Source organism: Tardiphaga sp. GW821-FHT12E02 (genome assembly GCF_058807155.1).
In genome coordinates, this window is sequence record NZ_JBXAQK010000001.1 from 4916749 (window position 1) to 4942399 (window position 25651).

The following is a 25651-nucleotide window of genomic DNA, read 5'->3' on the forward strand; positions in this document are numbered from 1 at the left end:
TTCAGTAGTTACTCAATTTGGATCCGGCACGATGTCCAGGGTTTTTGACACATTCGCCGACCAATTGCCGGATTTGTTGCGCTTGCCGCGTGACAACCCGGAATTGATACAGGCCAAGCTTGCTGCTTTCACGCGGCAAGTTCCGATGATGTATGCCATCGTCGTGTTCAATACATGGGCGCTGGCTCTCACCTTTGACGGTGCGGCCCCACGCTCGCTGACGCTCGATATGCCGGCCGCATTGAGCGTAATTTGCGTGTTTCGCATCATGGGCTGGTGGAGATCGCGGAACCGCGAATTGCAGACCGATCAGGCGGTCGCCAAGCTGCGCAGTTCGATCATCTTCGCAAGCATCCTGGGGGTCGCCTTCTGCGCCTGGAGCCTGAGCCTGCTGCCGTATGGCAACGATCTCGCCAAAAGCCATGTGGCTTTCTTCATGGCGGTCACCTCAATTGGCTGCGCCTTCTGCCTGATGCATCTGCGCGCTGCTGCACTGATCGTGATGAATTTCGTCGTCATTCCATTCGCGATCTATTTTGGCGCAAGCGACAGCCCGATCTTTGTCGCCATTGCATTCAACTTCGTCGTGGTCACCCTCGCCGTTGTCATCATGCTGCTTGGCAATCACAAGGATTTCGAACAGCGCGTGAACTCGGAAAAGGCGCTGCTTGCCAAACAGGCCGAGCTGCAGCTGCTGAGCGACCGTAATTATCGGAACTCGAACACCGATAGCCTTACGGGACTACCGAACCGCCGCAACTTTTTCACCGAACTCGAGCGCGCGATCATCTCGGCCCGTATTACCGAGTGCCGTCTGTCGCTCGGCATCATCGATCTCGATGGATTCAAGGCGATCAACGACGTACACGGTCATCGCATCGGTGACCGCTTGCTGCTCAAGGTCGCCGACCGCCTGCGCGCGCATCTCGATCCGCAGACCTTTCTCGGCCGTCTCGGCGGCGACGAGTTCGTCATGTTCAGCAACCGGTTGCAGGACGAGCAGGCGATCAGCGATGCCGAGCACAAGATCATCGGCTTGTTCGACGCGCCATTCGAGATCGGCAATATCGCAGTCCGTATCGGCTGTTCGGTCGGCTATGCGCAATTCCCCGACGCAGCCCAGACCGCTGAAGACCTGTTTGAACGCGCCGACTATGCGCTTCACTTCGGCAAGCAAAACGGGCGTGGCCGCGTCGTTTGCTTTAGCGCCGAACACGAGGCGACCATCCGCAAGGCCAGCCAGATCGATCAGGCGCTGCTGAATGCCGATCTCGATCAGGAACTCTGGATCGCCTATCAGCCGATCGTCTGCGCCCAGACCGGGCGGACCGTCAGCTTCGAGGCGCTGGCGCGCTGGCGCAATCCGGAGCTCGGCGATGTGCCGCCGATGACCTTCATCGTCGCCGCCGAGCGCTCCGGCATGATCGCGCAACTGACGCCGCTGTTGTTGCGCAAGGCACTGGAAGGCGCTTTGAGCTGGCCCGAGAATATTCGCATCTCGTTCAATCTCTCGGCCGAGGATGTCGGCTCGACGCTGTCGATTCTCAAACTGATCGCGGTGATCCAGCAGAGCGGTGTCAAAGCCAATCGCATCGATTTCGAGATTACGGAAACCGGCGTGATGCGCAATCTCGCGCAGGCGTCGCAGGCGCTCAATGCGCTGCGCGCGCTCGGCGCCCGCATCTCGCTCGACGATTTCGGCACCGGCTATTCGAGCCTGAGCTGCATCCGCGAATTGCCGCTCGACAAGGTGAAGATCGATCGCAGCTTCATCAGCCGGATCGAGATCGATCCGGCGGCCCGGCTGATCCTGAAGACCATGATCGGCATGTGCAGCGATCTCGGCCATGACTGTATCGTCGAGGGCGTCGAGACTGCCGAACAGATCAGTTTCCTTCGCGCGGAAGGCGCCAGCTTCATGCAGGGCTATGCCTTTGCACGGCCGATGCGCGGCGACGAGGTCGCGACCTATCTCGAAAAATCAGGCGAAGCGTCCAGTATCGAGGCACGCTTCCACGGCTGACATAATCGCTACGCGTTCTGCCCGTCGAGCAGCCGCACCGCTTCATACAGCGTGGCCGCCCCGACGGCGAGTTGCTCGGGCGATGTGTACTCTTCCGGACAGTGGCTCTTGCCGTCCTTCGATGGCACGAACAGCATCGCGCTTTTGCCGACATGCGACATGAAGGCAGCGTCATGGCCTGCACCTGACGCAAGCGTGGTGGTGGAATAGCCGAGTTTCTCCGCGGCACGGCCTAGAATATCGCGCAGATGATCGTCGCAGGGTGACGGCGGATTTTGCGAGATGATGCCGAATTTGGTGCGATCGACGTTCGCACGATCGGCAATGGCCTGCGTCTCGCTATCGAGCATGGCCACGAAGTCGGCGACGATCTCGGCCTTCTCGGCGCGGATATCGAGGATCATCCGCGCGCCGCCGGGAACGACATTCGAGGCATTGGGGCTGATTTCGAGAATGCCGCAGGTCGCAACAAAATGGCCCTGCTTGCGGGCTGCGTATTCATTGGCCTTGCGCGCCACCAGCAGCACGATCTCGGCAGCAGGGAGCGAAGCATCCCGGCGATATTGCATCAGCGTCGAGCCCGCGTGATCGGCGGCGCCCGTGAGCACGATTTCGACCCGCGTGATACCTGCGATGCCAGTGACAAGAGCGATATCGAGCTTGCCTGTTTCGAGCACGATGCCCTGTTCGATATGCAGTTCGAGATAGCCGGCAAATGTCGGCTTCTGCATCGTCGCGATCTTGTCGGGATCGCCGCCGACACGCTTGATCGCCGCAGCCAGCGTTTCGCCGGCGGCATTCGTATAGGTCAGCATCTTCGCATCGAGTTCGCCTGCCATGGCGCGGCTGCCGACGCAGGACAGGCCGTATTCGCTAGGCTCCTCGGCGAGAAAATCCACGATCTCGATGGGGTGGCGTGACTTGTAGCCGGACGCCTGCAAGGCGCGCACGGCTTCCAGCGCGGTGAGGATGCCCGAAATGCCGTCGAAGCGGCCGCCGGATGGCACGGTGTCGGAATGCGAGCCCAGCATGATCGGTGGCAGCCCCTCGACGCTGCCTTCGAGGCGCGCGATCACATTGGCACCGGCATCCATGCGCACGGTCATGCCGGCGGCCTCATATTGCGCCTTCAGCCAAACGCGCCCATCGAGAAAACGCTGCGAGAAAGAGCGCCGTGTCCAGGGCTTGTCAGGATCGGTGATGGCGGCCAGCGCCATATGATCGTGCCAGAGACGGTCCTGATCGATGGGCGGCTTGCTGTCGGCTGGCTTGTTCAACGAAGGTTACTCGCGCGATGTGGGCTGGTGTCGCCAGTATAATTGGTGAACACTCCCAGCGCCATCGAGCAAGAAACGATCAGGGAGAATGAAGTGGCCCAAAAAACCGACAAGAAAATCGCATGGGTGACCGGCGGCGGCACCGGAATCGGCAAGGCCGGCGCGGAATCGCTGCTGGCCGATGGCTGGACGGTGATCATTTCCGGCCGCCGCATCGAGGTGCTCAACGATGTCGTCAAGGAACTCGGTGCCGGTGGCAAGCCGATCGAGGCCATTGCGCTCGATGTCAGCAATGCTGCCGACGCAAAGAAAGTGGCAGATGCCATTCTCGCCAAGCACGGCCGCATCGATCTGCTGGTCAACAGCGCCGGTATCAATCTGCCGAAGCGCAGCTGGCAGGACGTCACCGAAGACGGCTTCGACCAGATCGTCGACATCAATCTCAAGGGCCTGATGTATTGCATCCGCGCCGTGCTGCCGGCGATGCGCGCGCAGAAGGATGGCTGCATCATCAATGTGGCCTCCTGGGCTGGCCGCATCGTCTCCAAGATGACGGGGCCGGCTTATACCGCGAGCAAGCACGCGGTACTTGCGCTGACGCATTCGTTCAACATGGACGAATGCGTGAACGGTTTGCGCGCCTGCTGCCTGTCGCCAGGCGAAGTGGCGACCGACATCATGAAGAACCGCCCGGTGCCGCCAAGCGCCGAGGTAATGGCGCGGATGCTGCAGCCGGACGATCTCGGCAAGACGATCGCGTTTATCGCCGGCATGCCGGCGCATGTATGTATCAACGAGGTGCTGATCAGCCCGACATGGAATCGGAGTCTGATCGGGTATTGAGCGAGGCGTAGCCCGGATGGAGCGCAGCGCAATCCGGGGACCGGCGATTCGATTATCTCTGCTGTCTCCGGATTACGCTGCGCTCCATCCGGGCGACATTTACGGCGTGATGGCGACTTTCAGCACGCCATCGCGCTGGTGCGAGAACAGCTCATAAGCAGCTTCGATGTCGTCCAGCTTGTAGTGATGCGTTACCAGCGGGGTGAGATCGACGCGGCCGGAGGCGACCACATTCATCAATCGCCGCATCCGGTCCTTGCCGCCCGGACACAGCGAGGTGACGATGCTGTTGTCGCCGAGACCGGCCGAAAAGGCGCTGAGCGGAATTTTCAGGTCCGTCGAATAGACGCCGAGACTGCTCAGCGTACCACCCGGCCGCAAGGCGCGCAGCGCGGATTCGAAAGTGTTCTGCGTGCCGAGTGCCTCGATGGACACATCGACGCCGCGGCCGTCGGTGAGCGCCATGATCTGCTCCACCGGATCGCCGTTCTTGAAATCAACCACAAGATCGGCGCCGAGCCGCTTGGCAACCTCGATACGCGCCGGCACCGTATCGACGCCGATGATCGTGGTGGCGCCCATCAGTTTTGCACCGGCAACCGCACAGAGGCCGATCGGCCCGAGCGCAAACACCACCACCGTATCGCCGATCTTGATGCCGCCGCGCTCGGCACCGGAGAAGCCGGTGGACATGATGTCCGGGCACATCAGCACCTGCTCGTCGGTCAATGCATCGGGCACCGGGCTGAGATTGACCATGGCATCCGGCACCAGAATGTATTCGGCCTGGGCGCCATCGATGGTGTTGCCGAAGCGCCAGCCGCCCGTCGCCTTGAAGCCGTGCTTGGTGCCGGCGCCGTCCTGTGACGAACATCCGCACAGACAGGCATAAGAATGGCCGCTCGGCGTGATGGCACCGGCGATGACCCGCTGGCCTTCGCGATAGCCGCTCACCGCGCTGCCGAGTTTCTCGATGATGCCGACAGGTTCATGGCCGACGGTCAGTCCCTTGGCGACCGGATATTCGCCCTTGAGGATGTGGACGTCGGTGCCGCAGATCGTCGTGGTCGTCACGCGCAGCAGCGCATCGAGCGGCCCGACATCCGAGATCGGCTTGTCGTCGAGGACGATCCGACCGGGTTCGACGAATATCGCAGCTTTCATCTTGGCCATGAGCTTGCTCCCGTTATGCAGCGTTGCGTCGATCGACGCGGTTTGCCAATCATCGGAGCATTTGGCCGCGGCAGGATTGAGATGGATCAAGTTCGCCACGCATATGCCTATGACGTGATCGATCGTCGCTGCGTCACATTTGATACAAATGTGCAGCTGCCAGACACCAGCCGGGTTATGGGCTAGACCTATCGCGGCGCGAGATATTTCTGCAAAGCGATGGCCTTGTCGCTGGACTCCACCAGCTTGTCTACGCTGGCCAGCAGCCGGCCGAGATCACCGGCACCCAGACAATCGAACTGGACATCGTTGACCTGGCGCTGGATCGGTGCGAGGCGTGCCAATAGCGCTTCGCCCTCGCCCGTCACCACCAGCCGCAGGCGGCGGCGGTCTTCCGGATCGGTGAGCTTGTCGAGCAAGCCCATCTGCTGCAGCTTGTTGGAGACCGTGGTGACGAAGGCTCCCGACAAATGCAGATGCGCGGCGAGTTCGCGCACGCTGACCTGCCCCTCGGCACTCAGCGACTGCACCGAGATCAGCACCGTATATTCGATTCCGGACAGGCCGATTGCGGCGGCATGGCCGTCACGCACCGTGTCGTGCCGGGCCAGGAAGGCAAGCAGTGTGTGCACCAGCTGGCGAAACGCCTGATCCGATCCGTTCACCAGCAACGCGCCTCGCGACGTCGTTAGCGGCGGCGCCGGGAGTTTCGATTTCGATCGATGCGGGGCCGACGCGGAGGCAGGCGGCACCGCCCTGGAACGTGACATACGTTTTCCGGACAAGCTTGATCGTCCAGATGTGCGACGCCCTCGACAGGACGTCAAGCAAATATCTTTCTGATCAAGCTATTCCGCTGCGCGCAATCGCGCCGCGCGCATGGCTAGGTGCCGGGCAGTTGATACTTCGCCAGCATCTGCTCCGATACTTTAGTCGCACGATCCCAGTCATAGGTGCGATAACTGTGGCCACGCGTCACAAATTGCGCGCCGGCGTAGAACATCTCGTATTGCAGATGCCGCGAGGCGAATTCGGAACCCACCGCGTCCCAGGTCAGCTTGAGCAATTTGACGCGATCCTGGCCGGACATCGCCGGCGAGACCTGGGTGAGCTTGATGATCTCTGCAATCTCCGGATTGGCGAAATCCTCTACCGAGGATGGCAGCATCAGCAGCGCGCCTCCGGCCAGTTCACGAATCGTGGCGATGATCTGGCCGTACATTTCCTGAGACTGCACCTGCGCCGCATAGAGCAGATGCTTGTTGGGCAGGAAGTAATCGCCGCGCATGACACCGCCGGCTTCCATGCCGAGCACCATGCCCTCGATCAGCGCCGCCTGCGAGGCGAGCTTGCCCAGCGTCTCCGTCACCGGCGGGAAATTGATGGTGCCGATGGTTTTTGCGATGCCGCGGGCGAGACCGACCAGGAAGCGCAACTTCACCGACAGACGGATCTGCGCCTGATAGTTCTGATAGACATGGGCCGGCGTGTCATGGAGCTGGGCCCGGCACATATCGGTGTTGCGCAGCAGGAACACGCGCTCCCATGGCACTTTCACATCGTCGAAGAACACCAGCGCGTCGTTCTCATCATAACGATAGGCGAGCGGATTGTCGTATTCGCTGAGTGCGTGGGCCTCAAAGCTCTTGCGCGAGAGCATCTTCATGCCCTTGGTGCCCATGGGCAATGCACAAGAGAACGCCAGATCCTCCTCGCCGGGCTTCAGCGGCTGACCGGAGCCGACGAAGATCTCGTTGGCCATGATGGCCGAGGTGGCGAACAGCTTGGCGCCGCGGATGGTGATGCCGGACGCATCCTCATCGACGATGCGCGCCACCATGTCCTTTGCATTCGGACCCTGGTCGCCAAAGGCCTTCGAGCGGTCGCCCTGCACATTGTTGATCACATAAGTCAGGAACAGATCGCTGCTGCGGGCGTGATCGTACCATTCGCGAAATGCATTGGCGCGCTTGGGATCATAGGCGTCGAACACCCCGATGCCCATCATCATGCCGGACATGGAGGATGCCACATGGTCGGGCGAGCGGCCCATGAAGCCGCCGGTGAGTTCGGCCCACTCCACCAGCGCCTTGCGGCGCTCGACCAGTTCCGCATAGCTCGTCGGCAATTGCCAGGCGCGATTGGCACGCCGGCCGCCACCGATATCGAACGTCATGCGCTCGATATTGGCGGGATCGGCCTGATAGTCATACAGCGCGCCGGCGGACGCGACGGCATGGCGATAGGCCGGATGGGTCGAGACGTCATCGACACGCTTGCCGTCGAGATAGACGGCCCGGCCATCGCGCACCGCAGCGATATGCTGGGCACCATCCTTGACCGTTCCCACGGTCGCACCAGATCCAACTGCCATGTTCATCGCCGCCCTCATCCCGTCCTGAATCGCGGCGACCATGACGTCGCCTTCATTGATAGCTTTCATCCGAAGCTATTTTACAATCCTTGTCAAGCGCGGTTCTCGTTTTGCTAGCGCCCGTGTTGCGTCCTTCGTCGCAATTGCAATTGCGCCGCGAAGACGCCAAGCTTGGACACCCTCTCATGATGGAATCGTCACGTGGCAAAGTCCGCCGGCCGCCGCCCTTCCTCCGCAACGCACAAAACGTCTGTTCACAGAGCGGACACCCACAAGTCGGACAGCGGCAAATCTGAAATCAGCAAGAAGTCTGCCAGCCGGCCGGCCGCGCGCGCGGCGCTGACGATTTCGCGCCCGGAGCTATTGGTCGACGGGTCGGATGCGCAATTCCGTCGGCTGGTGCACAGTCTGTTCGGCTTCCTGGTCCGGCATCAGACATTGCGCGAGGGCCATGCGGCCGTGATCGGCCTCGCCGGCATCGAATACACCACGCTGATCTCGATCCGGCATCTCTCCGCCCAAGGCGATGTGCACGTCCGCGCCGTTGCCGATCACCTGCATTTGAGCGGCGCTTTCGTCACCACGGTCACCAACAAGCTGGAAACCAAGGGACTGATCACCAAGACTTCGCATCCCGGTGATCGCCGCCGCATCAGCCTGGTGGTGACGCAGCACGGCGCTGACTTGCTGGAGCGGCTGGCGCCGACCCAGCAGCAGGTCAATGACGTGCAGTTCGGCACCCTGACCGCCAAGGAATTCCATCAGCTGCTCGACATGGTGCAGCGTCTCGTCGATTCCAGCGACCGCGCCATCGCGCTGCAGCGCTACCTCGCCGAGGCCAAGGTGAAGGCGCTGTCGCCGGAGGCCAAGCTGATGTCCGCGGCCAAGCCTGCAAAATCGCGCAAGGCATAACAGCGCACACCTTGCTGCATCGCACAGAAGCGGCTGCGACATTTTGCTCGCATGGTGAAGAGCAGCGGTGGCTATCGCGTTCTTCGAACGGTTCAAGTCATTGCTTCAACAGCCCGCTACGGCCCGGCCGTAGCGCAATCGCACTGTCGCGTGCCGCATTTGTGGGCCCCGACTGCCGCATAAATTAGCTTCCAAAGAGAACTATTTTATAAAGATACTCTGGTTGCGGATTGTCAAAGACGCAAAATTATCGGACCATCCCTCCTGCCGATGTCACACCGCCGACATACCAGGCGATGGCAGACGGAATGCACTGTTTTGGAGTAGATGGACCGACCATCACGAACGAAGCCGCGACGCATCGCGGCCTAGCATCACAGGAATAGAGGACCATTTCGATGTCGCGGACTAAATCCAACTTGCCACGCGTGCTCGGCACCGTCGCAGCGGTGACGCTCTCGGCCATGCTGGCCGGCCAGGCCCAGGCGCAGACTCGCGAAATCAATCTCGGCGCAGTGGTGCCGAGCTCCGGCCCGTTCGCCGAATGGGGCCGCAGCAACACCGTCACCCTGAAGATGCTGGAGAAGCAGACCAACGATGCCGGCGGCATCAATGGCGCCAAGCTGAAGATCACCATCCTTGACGACGCCGCCAAGCCGGCCCAGGCTGCGACCTCGCTGCGCAAGCTCGCAGGCGACGACAAGGTGCTGGCGGTTGCCGGCCCGCTGACCTCGAGCGCTGCGGAAGTCACCTTCCCAGTCGCCAATGAGATGAAGATCGTCTCGACCTCGCAGGCCTCGTCGAAGCCGGGCGTCGCCAAGCTCAACCGTCCATGGGCGTTCCGCAACACCATCGACGAAGGCGTGCTCGCCAAGACGGTCGTGCCGTTCTACAAGAAGGCCTACAACATCAAGACTGTTGGCATCATCTTCGATGCCAAGGACGCAACTGCCGGCACCGTCGGCAAGCTGGTGATGCCGGCCGTGCTCAAGGCCAACGAGATCGCCATCGTCAACGAGAACGATCCGCTGTCGTTCAACACCGGCGATCTCGACGTCTCGGCCCAGGTCACCAAGCTGAAGTCGCTCAATCCCGATGGCGTGGTGGTCAGCGCCGACTACAGCCAGGCCATCACCGTGATCCGCGAAATGAAGCGCCAGGGCTTTATGAAGCCGATCGTCGGCTCGACGCAGATCATCTCGTCAGCCGTCCTGAAGGCTGCGCCGGAAATTCCGATCATTGCGCCGGCGACGTTCTACGCCACCATGAAGGGCGCCGTTCCGGAGAAGTTCACCGCTTCGCTGAAGCCGCTGCTGCGCGCCGAATCGGGCCTGCCGAAAGAAATCGAGCCGTCAATGTATGACGCCAACATCTACGAGATCGTCTCGATGTATATCGACGCGATCAAGAAGACCGGCGTCACCGGCAAGCCGGAAGACCTCGAAGCCGACCGCACCAAGATCCGCGATCATCTGGCCAAGCTGGCCAATTTCGACGGTCTCGGCGGCCATATCGGCTTCAATGACGACGGCGATGCCATCAAGGCCTTCTATGTGCTGCAGGGCCAGAAGGGCGCCTGGGAAACCAAGGTCAATGGCTGCAGTTCGGCACCGGGTCACCCGGCCTGTTGATCGTGGAGTCGCGCAGGGCGGATGACCCGAAGGCGTCATCCGCCCTTCTTCGCCACACGAAATCGGCCGGCGGATTACGCTTCGCTCATCCGCCCTACGATTTACGGCAGCGGCCGGGACGTTCTCCCGGCCGCAGTCATGAAGACGACCACTGAACCTACGTAACACCTAACGATCGCGATCCCCATGCTGCTGCAGCAACTCGTCAACGGACTGACACTGGGAGCCGTCTACACGCTCCTCGCCTTGTCCTATTCGCTCGTGATGGGCATTCTCGGCATTCTCAATCTTGCGATTGCCGAACTGTTCATAATCGGTGGCTTCATCGGCTTCACGCTGATCGATGCCGGCTATCCCCTGCCCGTCGCCGTGCTCGGCGGCATGACCGGCGCGGCCCTGATCGCCATCATCGTCGAGAAGATTGGCTACCAGCCGCTGCGCGATGCGCCGCTGGTGACGCCGATGCTGTCCACGCTGGGCTTCTCCATTATCCTGCAGAATGTCGCGACCAATATCTGGGGTTCGGATCCGCTGCAGCTGTCGATCTTCGGCGAGATGTACCAGATCGGGCCGGTGTCGATCGGCGAGATGCAGATGATCGTGCTTGGCGCCACCGTGGTGCTGGTCGCGCTGACCGCCTACATCGTGCAGAAAACCCCGATGGGCCGCGCGCTGCGCGCCGTTGCCGAAAACCGTGAGGTCGCCCGCATTCTCGGCGTCAAGGCCGACCAGTTGATGATGCTGGCTTTCATTCTCTCCGGCGCGCTGGCAGGCGTTGCCGGCGTGCTGATCGCGCTGCATTACGGTGCCATCACGCCCTATCTTGGCGTCGAGATCGGCCTCAAGGCGATTGCCGTGATGGTGATCGGCGGCACCACGCGGATCTGGGGCGCACTGGTCGCCGGCCCGCTGATCGGCATCGCTGAAGTGCTGACGGTGGCTTACGGCGGCTCGCAGATCCGCGACTTCGTCGTCTACGGCTTCATGATCCTCATTCTCTTGCTGCGTCCGCAGGGCCTTCTCGGCGGCGCGCGGTCCGATCAGGGGCAGCGCGTCTGATGTCGACTTACTATGCAAGCCTGCTCGCGGAGTCAGGCATCCTCCTGTTGGGCGCCCTCAGCGTCTATATCATCCTCGCCACCGGCCAGCTTTCCCTCGGCAATGGCGCCTTCATGGGCATCGGCGCTTATCTGTCGTCATGGCTCACAGTCACCATGAACGTGCCGCTGACGCTGGCGCTGGTGATCGCTGCCATCGTCGCCGGTGTCATGGGTGCCATCGTCGCTTTCCCGGCGCTGCGGCTGAAGGGCATCTATCTCGCCATGGCCACCGTCGGCTTCGGCGAAATGGTGCGCAGCTTCTTCCTCAATTTCGACACCATGGGCGGCAGCGGCGGCTTTCGCGGCATGCAACATATCGGCGTCGGCTATGTCTGGCTGTGGGCCGGCGGCATCCTGATCGCCGTGATGCTGCTGGAGCGCTCGCGCGTCTGGCTGGAAATGCAGGCCGTGCATGACGACGAGACGGCCGCCGGCCTGATCGGCCTCAACACGGTTGTCACCAAGATCGGCGCCTTCGCCGTCGGTGCGGCCGTGGCCGCGATTTCGGGCGGACTGTTCGCGCATCACAATGTCTATATCGAGCCGGCCAATTTCGGTTTCGAGCGCTCGGTGGAATTCGTCCTCGCCGTCATCCTCGGCGGTTCGACAGTGGCACCAGGCTCGCTGGTCGGCTCGCTGCTCCTGATCTTCCTGCCTGAATTCCTGCGGCCGATCGCCGACTGGCGGCTTGCCGCCTTCGGCTCGCTGCTGGTGCTCGTCTTGCTGGTGCGACGTCAGGGCATTCTCGATCGCTCGCTGATCCGGACGCTCACCTTCCGGAGGGCTGCAGCATGAGCCAGGCGCTGCTTCAACTTACCGGCGTCACCAAGACCTTCGGCGGCATCCACGCATTGTCCAACATGGTCTGCGAGGTGCCGGAAGGACAGATCATCGGCGTGATCGGCCCCAACGGCGCCGGCAAGACGACCTTGTTCAACACCATCACCGGTGCCTATCGCGCCGATGCCGGCGAAGTCCTGCTCAAGGGTGTCGATGTCACCCAGTGGCCGTCCTATCGCATCGTGCGCGAGGGCATTGCGCGCACCTTCCAGAACATCCGCCTGTTCGGCTCCATGTCCGTGTGGGAGCATCTCCTCGTCGCGCAGCCGCATAGCGAGGCAGCCTGGCGCCGGCTACTGCCGATCGCCTGGGCCAATCCGGCCGCACAGGCGCGGGCCGAAGAGGTGCTGGAATTTTTCGGCCTCACCGAATTCCGCGACCGGCCGGCAAAATCATTGCCCTACGGCATCCAGCGCAAGGTGGAGATGGCGCGCGCCGTCACCGCCAAGCCAAAGCTGCTGCTGCTCGACGAACCCGTCGCCGGCATGAACCATGACGAGGCCGAAGAGATCCGCACGCTGATGCTGCGGCTGCGCGACACCGGTCTCTCCATTCTCCTGATCGAACACGACATGAATTTCGTGATGCGGCTGTGCGACTATCTCTATGTGCTGGATTTCGGCGTGCTGATTGCCGAGGGCAAGCCGGACGAAGTGCGCGCCAATCCGGTCGTGCTCGACGCCTATCTCGGAAAGGACGACTGATGCTCGTGATCAAGGGCCTCGAAGTCCGCTACGGCGCCATCACGGCGGTGCGCGGCGTCGATCTGGAGATCAAGCAGGGCGAGATCGTCGCTTTGCTCGGCGCCAATGGTGCGGGCAAGAGCACCATCGCACGCTCGATCGCCGGGCTGCTGCCGTTTCAGGGCGAGATTGCGTTCGAAGGCGAGAAGCTCACGCCGGGGACCGCCGAGAAGAACCTGCGCCGCGGCATCGCGCTGGTGCCGGAAGGCCGCGGCATTCTCGCCCGTATGACCGTGCACGAGAATCTCCTGATGGGCATCTACACCCGCAGCGACAAGGCGGCAGCCGCCGCTGATGTGGAGAAGATGCTGGAGCGCTTCCCGATCCTCGGCAAACGCCGCGACGGGCTCGCGAGCCTGCTCTCGGGCGGCGAGCAGCAGATGCTGGCCATCGGCCGCGCGCTGCTGTCAAAGCCGAGACTGCTGCTGCTGGACGAGCCGTCGCTCGGACTCGCGCCGCTGATGACGGCGAGCCTGTTCCAGATGATCGCCCAGTTTCGCGATGAGGGGCTGACGGTGCTGCTGGTGGAGCAGAAGGCGCGGCAGACGCTGAAGATCGTGGATCGGGCGTATCTGCTGGAGACCGGCCGCGTGGTGACGTCGGGATCGGCGGAGGCACTGACCAATGATCCGACGCTGTCGGAAGCGTTTCTGGGCGGCGGGCATTAGCTCTTGCTTCACCTCTCCCCTCCGGGGAGAGGTCGACCGGCGAAGCCGGGCGGGTGAGGGCGCGCGCCACGCGCCGACGTCAAGAGCCCCCTCACCCGCGCGCAAGTGCGCGCGACCTCTCCCCGGTGGGGAGAGGTAAACGGCGCCAGCGTCAGCTTCCATACCTCGCCGCAACCGGCCAAACCTCCACCCCATTATTATGCCCGACCACCTGATAACTCCCATGCAGGTTCACGGTGGGATCGCAATGCGTCGCGATCAGCAGCACGCGGCTGCCAAGCTTCGGCGGTTCGCTGCCCGCGGGCAGCGTGATCATGCCGTGCTCGTCGCCGCCGAACCGATAGGTCGATCCTTCCGGCACGCCGAGCATCAATGACGGTACCGGGCCGTTGAAGGCCATCGCCTTGACGCCGGCATCGACGGTGAATTCGCCGGCACGGTTCACCGACGTCACCGTGGCCAGCACGAACAGGCTCGGTTCGAAGGGCAACGCGCCGCCGCCCTCGCTCTGCAGCCGGCCGTAATCGGCATCCATGAAGAGGTAGGAGCCGACCTGCAGCTCGGTGAAGGTGCCCGCAATGTCGAAGGCGCAGGCGCCGGTGCCGCTGCCGGTGACGATCGGGGCCTTGATGCCGGCTTCACCCAGCACACGCAGGTGATCATCGAGAATGTCGCGCACTTTTGCGGCGCCCGCCTTGCGCTCCTCATAATCGATCATGTGCTGGACATGGCCGGCAAAACCCTGAAGGCCGCCGAATGTCATTCCGGGCGTGGCTTCGATGAGTTGCGCCAGTGCGAGCGTTTCCGCCGTATCCACCACACCCGTGCGACGCTGGCCGACATCGATATCGATCAGCATTTGAAGTGGACGGCTGCCCGTATCGAGCAGCGTGTGCAGCACCTGGATCTGATCGGCGTGATCGACGACCAATGAAATGTCAGTCGTATCCGCCAGCGCAGCGATGCGGGCGAGTTTGACGCGATCGGCCACCGGCGTGGTCAACAGCAAGCCGGGAATGCCAGCCTCGGCCATCGCCTCCATCTCCGCCACGGTGGCGCAGGAGATGCCGATCGCGCCGGCCTCGATCTGCAATTGCGCGATGCGCGGCGACTTGTGGGTCTTTGCATGCGGACGCAGCGCGATGTTGCTGGCCTTGGCAAAATCCGCCATGGCAACAATGTTGCGCTGAAGCGCCATGCCATCGACTACCAGCGCCGGGGTCGCGATGTCTTGCAAGGCCGGCAGGTTCGGATCGAGGGCGGTCATGCGCGGGCGAACTCCAGGGGGATCAGCGATGGTAATAAAGTCTAGCAATGCCCGGCGTTGAGATGAAGACGCACCAAAGTCGCGACCGTCACGCGGAAATGGCTTTGCGTGCAAGCTAGGCTGGAAAATCAATCAGAGAAATTATTGCTATGGAACGCGCCAATGCCGCAACAATTATCCTTCAGACGCGGATTTGCGCATGACTTCCTCCAAGTTTCTGCCGTAGCTTGCGTGGAACCCGGCCATTCCGCTATGCGCAGGCAGACGCAGGAGAATTTGGACATATGACCCGCCTTGAAATGACCCGCCGCGCCGCACTGCTGACTTCGGCCGCCATCGCAGCCAATGTCGCCAATCCGTTTCGCGCCTTCGCGCAGGAAACGCCGCGCAAGGGCGGCGTGTTCAATGTCCATTACGGTGCAGAACAGCGCCAGCTCAACCCGAGCCTGCAGGCCTCCACCGGCGTCTACATCATCGGCGGCAAGATCCAGGAAGCCCTCGTCGATCTCGACGAGAAGGGCCAGCCGGTCGGCGTGCTGGCCGAGAGTTGGGAGTCGTCGGCCGACGGCAAGACCATCACCTTCAAGCTGCGCAAGGGCGTGACCTGGCACGACGGCAAGCCATTCACCTCGGCCGACGTCGCCTTCACCGCCATGAATATGTGGAAGAAGATCCTGAATTACGGATCGACGCTGCAGCTGTTCCTCACCGCGGTGGATACGCCGGATGCGCACACCGCCGTGTTCAAATATGAGCGTCCGATGCCGCTCGGCCTGCTGCTGCGCGCGCTGCCGGATCTCGGCTACATCTCGGCCAAGCACATCTATGAAGGCTCGAGCGACATCCGCGCCAATCCGGCCAATCTCGCGCCGGTCGGCACCGGCCCGTTCAAGTTCAAACAATATGAGCGTGGCCAGTACATCATCGCCGAGCGTAACGAGAACTACTGGCGCCCGAACCTGCCCTATCTCGACCGCATCGTCTGGAAGGTCGTCACCGACCGCGCCGCCGCGGCCGCGCAGATGGAAGCCGGCGACATCCAGTATTCGCCGTTCTCGGGCCTGACCATTTCCGACATGGCCCGCCTCGGCAAGGACAAGCGCTTCGTCGTCTCCACCAAGGGCAATGAGGGCAACGCGCGCACCAACACCATCGAGTTCAACTTCCGCCGCAAGGAGCTGACGGATATCCGCGTCCGCCGCGCCATCGCGCATGCGATCAATGTGCCATTCTTCATCGAGAACTTCCTCGGCGACTTCGCCAAACCCGGCAGCGGCCCGATCCCCTCAGTTTCCACCGACTTCTTCCCCGGCCCGAACACGCCGCAATATCCATTCGACAAGAAGAAGGCCGCGGCCCTGCTGGACGAAGCCGGCTTCAAGCCCGGCGCCGGCGGCACACGCTTCTCGCTGCGCCTCCTCCCTGCCCCCTGGGGTGAGGACATCTCGCTCTGGGCGACCTTCATCCAGCAGTCGCTGAAGGAAGTCGGCATTCCGGTCGAGATCGTGCGCAATGACGGCGGCGGCTTCCTCAAGGGCGTCTATGCCGACCACGCCTTCGATCTCGCCACCGGCTGGCACCAGTATCGCAACGATCCCGCGGTCTCCACCACCGTGTGGTATCGCTCCGGTCAGCCCGTCGGCGCGCCCTGGACCAATCAGTGGGACTGGAAGAACGACCAGATTGACAAGGTGATCGACGACGCCGCCACCGAAATCGATCCGGTGAAGCGCAAGGCGCTCTATGCGGAGTTCGTCAAGGAAGCCAATACCGAATTGCCGGTGTGGATGCCGATCGAGCAGATCTTTGTCACCGTGATCACCGCCAAGGCGCGTAACCATTCCAACAATCCGCGTTGGGGCTCGTCCAGCTGGCACGATCTCTGGCTTTCGGCCTAACTCCGTCATTGCGAGCCCTGACGAATTGGCTTTGCCAATTCGTTTGGGCGAAGCAATCCAGAGCCAAGTGAAGGAAGAACTGGATTGCTTCGTCGCTACGCTGCTCGCAATGACGGGGAAAGCTTGGCGCAACGTCAAATGAAAACTAAACTGACCACATGCGCATCTTGACCCTCGCGGGGCGGCGACTGGCCGCCTCGATCCCGACCTTGTTCCTGATCCTGATCGGCGTGTTCCTGCTGCTGCAACTGGCACCGGGCGACACCGTCGATGCCATGATGGCGCTGATGGGCGGCGGCGATGCCAATACCGCACGCGAATTGCGAAAATTCTACGGGCTCGATCTCTCGGTGCCGGTGCAGCTCGGCAACTATCTCTGGCGGCTGGTGCAGTTCGATCTCGGCTTCTCCTCGATCTATGGCAAGTCCGTCGCCACCGTGATCTTCGAGCGCCTGCCAGCGACGCTGCTGCTGATGACGGCGTCGCTGTCCTTCGCGTTTTTCTTCGGCCTCGTGCTCGGCGTCATCGCCGCACGCGGCGTCAATCGCTGGCCGGATACGCTGATCTCGACGCTGGGCCTGATCTTCTATGCCACGCCGTCCTTCTGGTTCGGCCTGATGGCCATCGTGGTGTTCTCGATCTATCTGCAATGGCTGCCAGCCGGCGGCTTCGAGAATATCGGCGCGGTGCAGACGGGCTTGGAGCGCACGCTCGACATCGCCGCGCATCTGGTGCTGCCGACACTGACACTGGCACTGATCTTTCTCGCCATTTATCTCCGCATCATGCGCGCCTCAATGCTGGAAGTGCTCAACCTCGATTATGTGCGCACCGCGCGCGCCAAGGGGCTCGACGAGACCCGCATTGTCGCCAAGCACGTGCTGCGCAATGCGCTGCTGCCGATGGTGACGCTGATCGGCCTGCAGGCAGGCACCATGCTCGGCGGCTCCGTCGTCGTGGAGAGCGTGTTCTCGCTGCCGGGCCTCGGTCGCCTCGCTTATGAATCGGTGATCCAGCGCGACCTCAACACGCTGCTCGGCATCGTCTTCGTCTCCGCACTGCTGGTGATCTTCGTGAATTTCCTGGTCGATCTCCTCTATGCAAGGCTCGATCCGCGCATCCAGGCGGAGGGCTGAGCATGGACGCAGTCAAACGCTATTTCCGCAGCCCCGCCGCCATCGTCGGCCTGTTCCTGCTCTTGATCGTGATCGCCATGGCGGCGAGCGCCGGCTGGCTCTATCCGAACGATCCGCTGTCCCTCGCCGGCCGCCCGCTGGTCTGGCCCTTCGCCAATCCGCGCTTTCCGCTTGGCACCGATAATTCCGGCCGCGATATCGCGGCGCAGATCTTTTATGGCGCACGCATCTCGCTGCTGATCGGCGGCGTCGCAACCTTGATCGCGGTTGTCATCGGCGTGCTGATCGGCGCCTTTGCCGGCTTCTATGGCGGCAAGGTCGACACGATTCTGATGCGCATCACCGAAGCCTTCCAGACGCTGCCGAATTTCGTGCTGCTCTTGGTGCTGGTCGCAGTGTTCGGCTCGACACTCACCACCGTCACCATCGCGGTCGGCATCGTGTCGTGGCCGGCGCCGGCGCGGCTGACGCGTGCGGAATTCATGTCGCTGCGCAGCCGCGAATTCGTGCAGGCCGGGCGCACGCTCGGCATGAAGGACATCCAGCTCATCCTCGGCGAAATCCTGCCCAATGCGCTGCCGCCCGTGATCGTCTATGCGAGCGTGGTGATGGCCGTCTCGATCCTGCTGGAAAGCGCCCTCGCCTTCCTGCGCCTCTCCGATCCCAATGTCGCGTCCTGGGGCAACCTGATCGGCCTCGGCCGCGACGTGCTGCGCGTGCAGTGGTATGTCTCCGCGATCCCCGGCATCGCCATCCTGCTCACGGTGCTCGCCGTCTCGCTGGTCGGCCAGGGCCTTAACGATGCGCTCAATCCGAGACTGAAGAGCCGATGAGCGACACCATCCTCACCGTCGAAGACCTCAGCGTGAAGCTGCCAAAAGGCGCGGATCGCACCCACGCGCTGGGTGGCGTGTCGCTGTCCATTGGCGCGGACGAGATCGTTTGCGTGGTCGGCGAGTCCGGCTCGGGCAAATCGGTGATGGCCAATGCCGTGATGCGGCTGCTGCCGCCGGAAGTCGCCATCGATGGCGGCCGCGTGCTGTTCGAAGGCAAGGATCTCGCCAGCGCCAGCAATGCCGAGATGCGCAAGGTGCGCGGCGCCGGCGTCGCGATGATCTTCCAGGAGCCGATGACGGCGCTCAATCCGCTGCGCACCATCGGCGACCAGATCGGCGAGATGTTCGAGATCCACACCGAGCTCTCGAAGAAGGAGATCAAGGCGCGCGTGCTGGCGCTGCTGGCCGATGTGCGCATCCCCGATCCCGCACAGGCGGCGCGCGCCTATCCGCACGAGCTTTCCGGCGGCCAGCGCCAGCGCGCGATGATCGCCATGGCGCTCGCGCTCGATCCGCGTCTGCTGATCGCGGACGAGCCGACGACCGCGCTGGATGTGACGACGCAGGCGCAGATATTGAAGCTGATCCGCGAGCTGCAGAGCCGTCGCAAGACGGCGGTGCTGTTCATCACCCATGATTTCGGTGTGGTGGCCGAGATCGCGCACCGCGTGGTGGTGATGCAGCATGGCAAGGTGGTGGAGCAAGGCCCCGTGCAGGATGTGCTGCACAATCCGCAGCATCCCTATACGCAGCAGCTGATTGCCGCCGTGCCACCGCTGGCCGCGCCGCCGCCGCGCAAGCTCAACGACGATCACATCCTCACGCTCGAGAATGTCTCGAAAACCTATCGCAATGGCGGCTTTCTTGGCCGCGGCGCGCGGGTGACGCATGCGGTGAAGTCGGTCTCGCTCAATCTGCCGCGCGGTGCGACGCTGGGCATTGTCGGCGAATCCGGTTCGGGAAAATCGACGCTGGCGCGCTGCATCATCCGGCTGATCGATCCCGACGATGGATCGATCGTGCTGGAAGGTAAGGATTGGGCAAAACTCTCGCGCGACGAAGTGCGTCGGGAAACAAGACACATCCAGATGGTGTTCCAGGACCCCTATGCCTCGCTCAATCCACGCCGCAAGGCGGGCGATCTGGTGGCGCAGGGGCCGATCGTGCATGGCGTGCCGCGCGCGCAGGCCTGGGCGGAGGCGAAGGAGCTGTTTCGTCTGGTCGGGCTCGATCCCTCCGCGATGGACCGCCTGCCGCACGAATTTTCCGGCGGCCAACGTCAGCGTATCGGGCTGGCCCGTGCGCTGGCATTGAAGCCGGACGTGCTGGTGGCGGATGAAGCGGTGTCGGCGCTGGATGTGTCAGTGCAGGCACAGGTGCTGAAGATGCTGCACGACCTGCGCGAGCGGCTCGGACTGTCGATCGTGTTCATCACCCATGATCTGCGGGTGGCGGCGCAGATCTGCGATCTCGTCGCCGTGATGAAGGACGGCGAAGTGGTGGAGCACGGGCTCGCCGGCGAGGTGTTTGGCAGGCCGCAGCATCCCTATACGCAGGCGCTGCTGGCTTCGATTCCGGGTGGGGATTTTACGAGGAAGAAAGAGCCGTTGACGGTGTAACTCAGTCCCTCATGGTGAGGAGGCGCGTAGCGCCGTCTCGAACCATGAGATGGCCTGGCTCCGGAGTGTGCGGCCATCCTTCGAGACGCGCGCTTTGCGCGCTCCTCGGGATGAGGGATGGCGCGTGTGGCGCGTGCGTTACGCCATCTCTTTCTTATCCCGCCGCCGATACACCAGCAGCATGAACGGCGCCAACAGCCGCATCAGACCATGCGCCGCGATCGGCACCGGCTCCGAGAACGGCAGCGCCAGTTCCTCATCCGGTACGCCACGCACCGCCTTCGAAAACTCATTTCCGAGCGCAATCGACAGCGCCACCGCGCGGCCGTTGCAGCCGGTCCAGCCGAACGCATTCGGGCCGAGCTTGTGCATGCGCGGCAGGAAATCCGTGGTCATGCCGACATAGCCGTTCCAGACATAGTCGAACTTGACCTCACCGATCTCCGGCCACAGCCGCTGCAGGCGGGCGCCGACCATCTCTTTCAGGCGACCGGTCTTGTCGCCGAAGCCGATCACATTGCCGCCAGTGACGAGGCGGTTACGCGCGTCGTAGCGCATGAAATAGAGCTCGCCATGGGTGTCCGATACCGCCTGACGGCCGGGAATCACAATCTGGCGCGCCTGCTCCGACAGCGGCTGCGTCGCCATCTGCCAGGACAGCACCGGCATCACCTCGCTGGCGATGCCCGGCGAAAGCTGTTTCGAGAATTCGCCGGTATAGGCATTGCTCGCCACCACCAGCGCCCGCGCACTGATCTGGCCCTGCGCCGTCTTGACGATCCAGCGATCGCCCTGCCGCACAAAACTCTCCACCGGCGAGCGCACAAAGATGCGGCCGCCCTGCTCGAGCACCACGCGGGCGAGGCCGCGGGCCAGCGCCAGCGGATTGATGTGGCCGCCGGTCCTATTCCAGAAGCCGCCATACCAGGCGGAGGAGCCGAGCAATTTGCGCATCTCGTCCGAGGAGAGCAGTTCAACGGGCGCGCCGTGCTTCGACCATTGCCGCACGCGGCGTTCGGCGATCTTGATGCGGCCCGGCGAATGCACCGGCTGGATCCAGCCGCTCTGCTCGCCTTCGGCCTGGATCTGATAGCGGCGGACCAGATCGAACAGGATCGAGGCGCTGTCGCGGATGATGCCGACAAGACGCTCACCGGCCGCGCCATAGCGCTTGATGATGTCCTCGGGATCGGGCCGCGACAGCGTCGGAATGACCTGGCCATTGTTGCGGCCGGAGGCGCCCCAACCGGGCTCGACGGCTTCGACCACCGCCACATCGATGCCCTGCTCGCGCAGATGCAGCGCCGTGGAGAGGCCGGTGAATCCGGCGCCGATGACAACGACATCGGCGTCAACGCTGCCCTTCAGTTCCGGCAGATCAGGCCCGGCAGGCGTGACGGCGGCCCAGAGCGATTTTGGCCAAGGCGCATTTGCGGTTTCCATCGTCAGCCTTTCAAATCTCAACTTGCACGGCAAAATCATAGCGAAACGCAGGGCAGATCACTTGATCCACTGCCTTGCAGCGGTTCCGCATTCTGCATAGTTTACGCGCCCAATCCAATGCAAGGTGGCTCGCGTGACCCTGAAGAACATCATCGGAATCGACCATGCCGTGGTCTCCGTCAAAGACCTCGATGCCGCAGCCGGCATCTGGAAAAATCTCGGCTTCACGCTGTCGCCGCGCGGCACCCACAGCGCCAAGATGGGCTCTGGCAACTACACGATCATGCTCGATCCCGATTATGTCGAGCTGCTCGGCGTGATCTCCGAGACCGAGCACAATGCACCGATGCGCAAGTTTCTCGCCGAGCGCGGCGAAGGCATCGAGCGCGTTGCATTTACTGCGGTCGATTCAGCCGCCGGCGCCGAAGAGATTACGGCACGTGGCTACCAGGCCCTCGGCCCCACCGATTTCGAGCGCCCGGTGACGCTGCCGGATGGCACCGTGAGCGCCGCGAAGTTTCGTGTGTTTCACTGGCCGATCGCGGAAGCACCCGGCGGACTGCGCATCTTCGCCTGCCAGCACAAGACGCGCGAGACGGTGTGGATTCCGGAGCTGATGCAGCATGCCAACACCGCCAAGCGGATGAAGCAGGTGCTGATCGTGACGACGGAGCCGGCGAAGGACGCCGCGCATATGGCCAAGCTGATCGACGGCACGACGCGCAACGAGAGCGACGGTGCCGTGGCCGTGCCCCCGGGCGGCGATCGGGCGGATTTCGTGTTCCTGACGAAGGACGTGCTGGCGAAGCGTTTCCCAGGCACGTCGCTGGACGGCGCGCCGGAGCGTGGCGGCGTCGCGCTGGTGTTTATCGCGGGCGATCTGGCGGCAGCGGAAAAAGCTGTGGGCGCACATGGTGCGAGGACCGAGGTCGGCGTGGTCGTGCCGCCGGCCAATGCGAACGGGACGCTGCTGGCTTTTGTGAAAGGCTGAACTCAATGGTCGTCCCCGCGCAGGCGGGGACCCATAACCTCCGAGTTCAAAATCAGAACTCGGAGGCAACTTTAGCGCCTACGTCTCATCGACAGCGGGTATGGGTCCCCGCTTTCGCGGGGACGACCGGCTGAGATTAGCTCTTCTTCTCCCCCAGATCCCAGAACAGCCCCGCCATGATGCGCAGCGCCTCCGCCGTCACCGGCTTGAGGATGTGCTCATCAGGCGCGTGCTGCGAGCAGCCGGGATAGGAATGCGGCACCCACACGGTGGGCAATCCCAGAATATCCGTGAACACGTCATTGGGCAGCGAGCCGCCGAAATTCGGCAGCATGGCGGGCGCCTTGCCCGTTGTCTGGCGCACCGACTCCACCGCCCAGCCGACCCAAAGATTGTCGATATCCGTGCGCGAGGCGTTGAAGAACTGCGACTGGCTCACCTTGATGTCGCCATAGCCGGTGGCTGCGAGATGTTTCTCGATGGCCGGAACGACATTCTCGATGTCGGTGCCGACGACGAAACGGAGCTGCAGCACCGCATGCGCCTCGCCGGGAATCGCATTGGCGGGATTGCCGACATTGCCGGCATTGATGGCCAGCACTTCCAGCGTATTCCACGCATAGAGCCGCTCGGCAGGCGTCAGCCCCTCCTCGCCCCATCCTTCCGACAGCGATGGCTCATCCGGCGTCGGCGACACCACCACATCGGCAAGCGCCGCGCGGATCTGGTTGGTGATGCGCGGCGGCTTCAGCGCATCGAGCAGGATGCGGCCGTCGCGATCGACCATCGTTGATATGGCCGATGCAAGGATTGTCGCGGGATTGGCGAGCAAACCACCCCAATTGCCGGAATGATGCGCGCCGTCGCGCAGCTTGAGATCGAGATGGATGCGGCGACCGCCGCGGCAACCGAGGAAGATCGTCGGGCGCTCGGCGGAGAGTCGAGGTCCGTCCGAAGCGATGAACACATCGGCCTTCAATTCGTCGCGCAGGCTCTCGCACACCTTTGGCAGATCGGGCGAGCCGATCTCCTCGCCCATCTCGATGATGAACTTCACATTGAATCCAAGCCTGCCACCGCGTGTCTCGTGCACGGCGCGAAGGGCTGCGATATTAATGGCGTGCTGGCCCTTGTTGTCGGCGGTGCCGCGGCCATAGACGCGCTCGCCGACCGTCGTGCAGCGCCAGGGATCGAGCCCGTCGCGCCACTCGCCTTCCATGCCGGGCACGACATCGCCATGGCCATACATCAGCACCGTCGGCAGGTCGTCGCTCTCGTGATAGGTCGCAAGCAGGTTCGGCCCGCGGCCCGATGGCGAGGGCACGATCTTCGTCGCAAAGCCGAGTGCGGTGAATTGCGGCACCAGCTCCTTGTCGAGATAGGCCTGAAGCTCCTTACCGCGCTTGTCGCTCTGGCTCTCGGTCTTGTAGCCGACCATGCGATCGAGCACGGCGAGAAACTCGCCGGACTCGAACTGCGCGTCGATGTGCGCGATGGCTTGTTCGCGCGACATCAGAGCGTCGCGAACACGGCATCGGCCTCGGTGAGGAGGCGATCGGCATGGGCCGCGGTGAACACCAGCGGCGGACGGATTTTTAGCGTGTTGGCGGCGGCGCCCGTGGCCGAGATCAGCACGCGGCGCGCGCGCAGGCCGTTGACCACGGCGGCAGCCGCGGCTGCGTCCGGCTCCTTGCTGGTGCGGTCCTTGACCATTTCGATGCCGACATAGAGGCCGGAGCCACGGACATCACCGATGCCCTGATACTTCTTCGCCAGTACTTCAAAACCCTCGCGCAGGATCTTGCCGACCTTCAGCGAATTATCGAGCAGCTTTTCGTCCTGGATGACATTGAGCACCGCCTGCGCCGCGGCCATCGCGACGGTGTTGCCGCCGAATGTGTTGAAGTAACGGTTGTCGCGACCGAATTTCTCGACGATCTCCGGCAGCATCACGGCAGCGGCGACGGGATAGCCATTGCCCATCGGCTTGCCCATGGTGATGATATCCGGCGTGATGCCGTGGCGCTGATAGCCCCACAATTTCTCGCCGCTGCGGCCGAAGCCGGACTGCACTTCGTCGGCGATGTAGATGCCGCCGGCCTTGTGCACGGCATCGACCACCGGCTGCAGCAGATTGGTCGGATGCGAGAAGATGCCATCCGACGAGAACATCGAGTCGGCAATGAAGCAGGCCACGCCGGCGCCGCGGCGCTGCAGGTCGACGATCTGCTCGGTGACCTTTTCGGCCATCCACTGGCCCATGTTTTCCGGCGCGATGCGATAACTGTCCGGCGCGGGCACGCGGCGTACGAAGGTGCCGAGTGGCGAATACGGGCCGAGCGAGGGCGAGAAGCCCGCGGTCAATTCCGAATTGCCGTGATAGGCCTCGTCGGTGATGATGATGCCCTGATTGCCGGTGTGATGCCTGGCCATGCGCACGGCGAGATCATTGGCTTCGGAGCCGGTGCAGGTGAACATCGCATGGCGCGCCGGGCCGTCGAAGGTCGCGAGCAGCTGCTCGGCATAATCGAGAATGCCCTTCTGGATGTAGCGCGTATGGGTGCAGATGGTCTGCGCCTGTTTGGTGATGGCCTCGACCACGCGCGGATGACAATGGCCGACCGAGACCACATTGTTATAGGCGTCGAGATATTCATTGCCCTCGCTGTCATACAGCAGCACGCCGTTGGCGCGGGCGACTTCCACCGGGTCCTTGTAGAACAGGCGATAGGCCGGACCGAGCAGTGCGATACGGCGCTCGACGAGCTTGCGGCTTTCCGGGGAGAGGTTCGATGCGTTGGCGGGATCGAAACCGTTGACCATCTTGCCGCGCGGGGCTGATGTCACTGACATGGTGATGCTCCTGTGATGCGTTCG

The 25651-nt window shown here is 62.8% G+C and carries 21 protein-coding genes; 13 read left to right on the forward strand and 8 right to left on the reverse strand.

Going from position 1 to position 25651, the window contains the following annotated elements; translation table 11 throughout:
* The first annotated feature begins 31 nt into the window (after nucleotides 1–31).
* Complete coding sequence (locus AC1RQ5_RS23300) at nucleotides 32–2023, forward strand: putative bifunctional diguanylate cyclase/phosphodiesterase (RefSeq protein ID WP_493202113.1); 1992 nt, start codon at nucleotides 32–34, stop codon at nucleotides 2021–2023.
* An 8-nt stretch (nucleotides 2024–2031) separates the two neighbouring features.
* On the opposite strand, the gene ertE is transcribed toward AC1RQ5_RS23300, so the two are convergent.
* Nucleotides 2032–3300: an N-carbamyl-l-glutamate amidohydrolase ErtE gene (gene ertE, locus AC1RQ5_RS23305; protein WP_493202114.1), complete on the reverse strand. Its 1269-nt coding sequence runs from the start codon at nucleotides 3298–3300 to the stop codon at nucleotides 2032–2034.
* A 93-nt stretch (nucleotides 3301–3393) separates the two neighbouring features.
* Here ertE and AC1RQ5_RS23310 point away from each other — a divergent pair, with 93 nt between their 5' ends.
* The gene (locus AC1RQ5_RS23310; protein ID WP_493202116.1) at nucleotides 3394–4143 is read left to right on the forward strand and encodes an SDR family oxidoreductase; all 750 of its coding nucleotides are present in this window, start codon (nucleotides 3394–3396) and stop codon (nucleotides 4141–4143) included.
* A gap of 99 nt (nucleotides 4144–4242) precedes the next feature.
* On the opposite strand, the gene AC1RQ5_RS23315 is transcribed toward AC1RQ5_RS23310, so the two are convergent.
* The 3 genes from AC1RQ5_RS23315 to AC1RQ5_RS23325 all read right to left on the reverse strand — a co-directional run bounded on the left by AC1RQ5_RS23315 (nucleotide 4243) and on the right by AC1RQ5_RS23325 (nucleotide 7690).
* On the reverse strand, nucleotides 4243–5316 hold the full coding sequence (locus AC1RQ5_RS23315; RefSeq protein WP_493202118.1) for an NAD(P)-dependent alcohol dehydrogenase: 1074 nt from the start codon (nucleotides 5314–5316) through the stop codon (nucleotides 4243–4245).
* 188 nt (nucleotides 5317–5504) lie between these two features.
* Entirely contained in the window at nucleotides 5505–6086 is a 582-nt protein-coding gene (locus AC1RQ5_RS23320; protein WP_398484148.1) for a MarR family winged helix-turn-helix transcriptional regulator, read from the reverse strand.
* 113 nt (nucleotides 6087–6199) lie between these two features.
* Nucleotides 6200–7690, reverse strand: coding sequence for a 4-hydroxyphenylacetate 3-hydroxylase family protein (locus AC1RQ5_RS23325; RefSeq protein ID WP_493202120.1), 1491 nt, complete (start codon nucleotides 7688–7690; stop codon nucleotides 6200–6202).
* A gap of 201 nt (nucleotides 7691–7891) precedes the next feature.
* On the opposite strand from AC1RQ5_RS23325, the gene AC1RQ5_RS23330 reads away from it, so the two are divergent.
* From AC1RQ5_RS23330 to AC1RQ5_RS23355, 6 genes are all read left to right on the forward strand, one after another.
* The gene (locus tag AC1RQ5_RS23330; RefSeq protein WP_493202121.1) at nucleotides 7892–8602 is read left to right on the forward strand and encodes a MarR family winged helix-turn-helix transcriptional regulator; all 711 of its coding nucleotides are present in this window, start codon (nucleotides 7892–7894) and stop codon (nucleotides 8600–8602) included.
* A gap of 398 nt (nucleotides 8603–9000) precedes the next feature.
* Nucleotides 9001–10233 carry an ABC transporter substrate-binding protein gene (locus AC1RQ5_RS23335; RefSeq protein WP_493202123.1) on the forward strand — a complete coding sequence of 411 codons (1233 nt, stop codon included), beginning with the start codon at nucleotides 9001–9003 and terminating at the stop codon, nucleotides 10231–10233.
* A 186-nt stretch (nucleotides 10234–10419) separates the two neighbouring features.
* Nucleotides 10420–11292: a branched-chain amino acid ABC transporter permease gene (locus AC1RQ5_RS23340; protein WP_493202125.1), complete on the forward strand. Its 873-nt coding sequence runs from the start codon at nucleotides 10420–10422 to the stop codon at nucleotides 11290–11292.
* On the forward strand, nucleotides 11292–12128 hold the full coding sequence (locus AC1RQ5_RS23345) for a branched-chain amino acid ABC transporter permease (RefSeq protein ID WP_398484158.1): 837 nt from the start codon (nucleotides 11292–11294) through the stop codon (nucleotides 12126–12128). The genes AC1RQ5_RS23340 and AC1RQ5_RS23345 overlap by 1 nt, the downstream gene beginning before the upstream one ends.
* Nucleotides 12125–12877: an ABC transporter ATP-binding protein gene (locus AC1RQ5_RS23350; RefSeq protein WP_493202127.1), complete on the forward strand. Its 753-nt coding sequence runs from the start codon at nucleotides 12125–12127 to the stop codon at nucleotides 12875–12877. The genes AC1RQ5_RS23345 and AC1RQ5_RS23350 overlap by 4 nt, the downstream gene beginning before the upstream one ends.
* The gene (locus AC1RQ5_RS23355) at nucleotides 12877–13584 is read left to right on the forward strand and encodes an ABC transporter ATP-binding protein (RefSeq protein WP_493202129.1); all 708 of its coding nucleotides are present in this window, start codon (nucleotides 12877–12879) and stop codon (nucleotides 13582–13584) included. Before AC1RQ5_RS23350 ends, AC1RQ5_RS23355 begins: the two co-directional genes overlap by 1 nt.
* Before the next feature lie 151 nt (nucleotides 13585–13735).
* Here the strand turns inward: AC1RQ5_RS23355 and AC1RQ5_RS23360 are convergent, their stop codons facing one another.
* Entirely contained in the window at nucleotides 13736–14851 is a 1116-nt protein-coding gene (locus AC1RQ5_RS23360; RefSeq protein WP_493202131.1) for a DSD1 family PLP-dependent enzyme, read from the reverse strand.
* A gap of 284 nt (nucleotides 14852–15135) precedes the next feature.
* On the opposite strand from AC1RQ5_RS23360, the gene AC1RQ5_RS23365 reads away from it, so the two are divergent.
* From AC1RQ5_RS23365 to AC1RQ5_RS23380, 4 genes are all read left to right on the forward strand, one after another.
* Nucleotides 15136–16749 carry an ABC transporter substrate-binding protein gene (locus tag AC1RQ5_RS23365; RefSeq protein WP_493202133.1) on the forward strand — a complete coding sequence of 538 codons (1614 nt, stop codon included), beginning with the start codon at nucleotides 15136–15138 and terminating at the stop codon, nucleotides 16747–16749.
* A 158-nt stretch (nucleotides 16750–16907) separates the two neighbouring features.
* Nucleotides 16908–17885 (forward strand): ABC transporter permease, encoded by a 978-nt coding sequence (locus tag AC1RQ5_RS23370; protein ID WP_493202134.1) that lies wholly within the window; start codon nucleotides 16908–16910, stop codon nucleotides 17883–17885.
* 2 nt (nucleotides 17886–17887) lie between these two features.
* On the forward strand, nucleotides 17888–18718 hold the full coding sequence (locus AC1RQ5_RS23375; protein ID WP_493202135.1) for an ABC transporter permease: 831 nt from the start codon (nucleotides 17888–17890) through the stop codon (nucleotides 18716–18718).
* The gene (locus AC1RQ5_RS23380; RefSeq protein WP_493202137.1) at nucleotides 18715–20340 is read left to right on the forward strand and encodes an ABC transporter ATP-binding protein; all 1626 of its coding nucleotides are present in this window, start codon (nucleotides 18715–18717) and stop codon (nucleotides 20338–20340) included. The genes AC1RQ5_RS23375 and AC1RQ5_RS23380 overlap by 4 nt, the downstream gene beginning before the upstream one ends.
* Before the next feature lie 138 nt (nucleotides 20341–20478).
* Here the strand turns inward: AC1RQ5_RS23380 and AC1RQ5_RS23385 are convergent, their stop codons facing one another.
* The gene (locus AC1RQ5_RS23385; RefSeq protein ID WP_493202139.1) at nucleotides 20479–21783 is read right to left on the reverse strand and encodes an NAD(P)/FAD-dependent oxidoreductase; all 1305 of its coding nucleotides are present in this window, start codon (nucleotides 21781–21783) and stop codon (nucleotides 20479–20481) included.
* 133 nt (nucleotides 21784–21916) lie between these two features.
* On the opposite strand from AC1RQ5_RS23385, the gene AC1RQ5_RS23390 reads away from it, so the two are divergent.
* Complete coding sequence (locus AC1RQ5_RS23390) at nucleotides 21917–22774, forward strand: VOC family protein (RefSeq protein ID WP_493202141.1); 858 nt, start codon at nucleotides 21917–21919, stop codon at nucleotides 22772–22774.
* A 136-nt stretch (nucleotides 22775–22910) separates the two neighbouring features.
* Here the strand turns inward: AC1RQ5_RS23390 and AC1RQ5_RS23395 are convergent, their stop codons facing one another.
* Both AC1RQ5_RS23395 and AC1RQ5_RS23400 read right to left on the reverse strand, forming a co-directional pair.
* The gene (locus tag AC1RQ5_RS23395) at nucleotides 22911–24287 is read right to left on the reverse strand and encodes a M20 family metallopeptidase (RefSeq protein ID WP_493202143.1); all 1377 of its coding nucleotides are present in this window, start codon (nucleotides 24285–24287) and stop codon (nucleotides 22911–22913) included.
* On the reverse strand, nucleotides 24287–25633 hold the full coding sequence (locus AC1RQ5_RS23400) for an aspartate aminotransferase family protein (protein WP_493203530.1): 1347 nt from the start codon (nucleotides 25631–25633) through the stop codon (nucleotides 24287–24289). The genes AC1RQ5_RS23395 and AC1RQ5_RS23400 overlap by 1 nt, the downstream gene beginning before the upstream one ends.
* Between the last annotated feature and the right edge of the window lie 18 nt (nucleotides 25634–25651).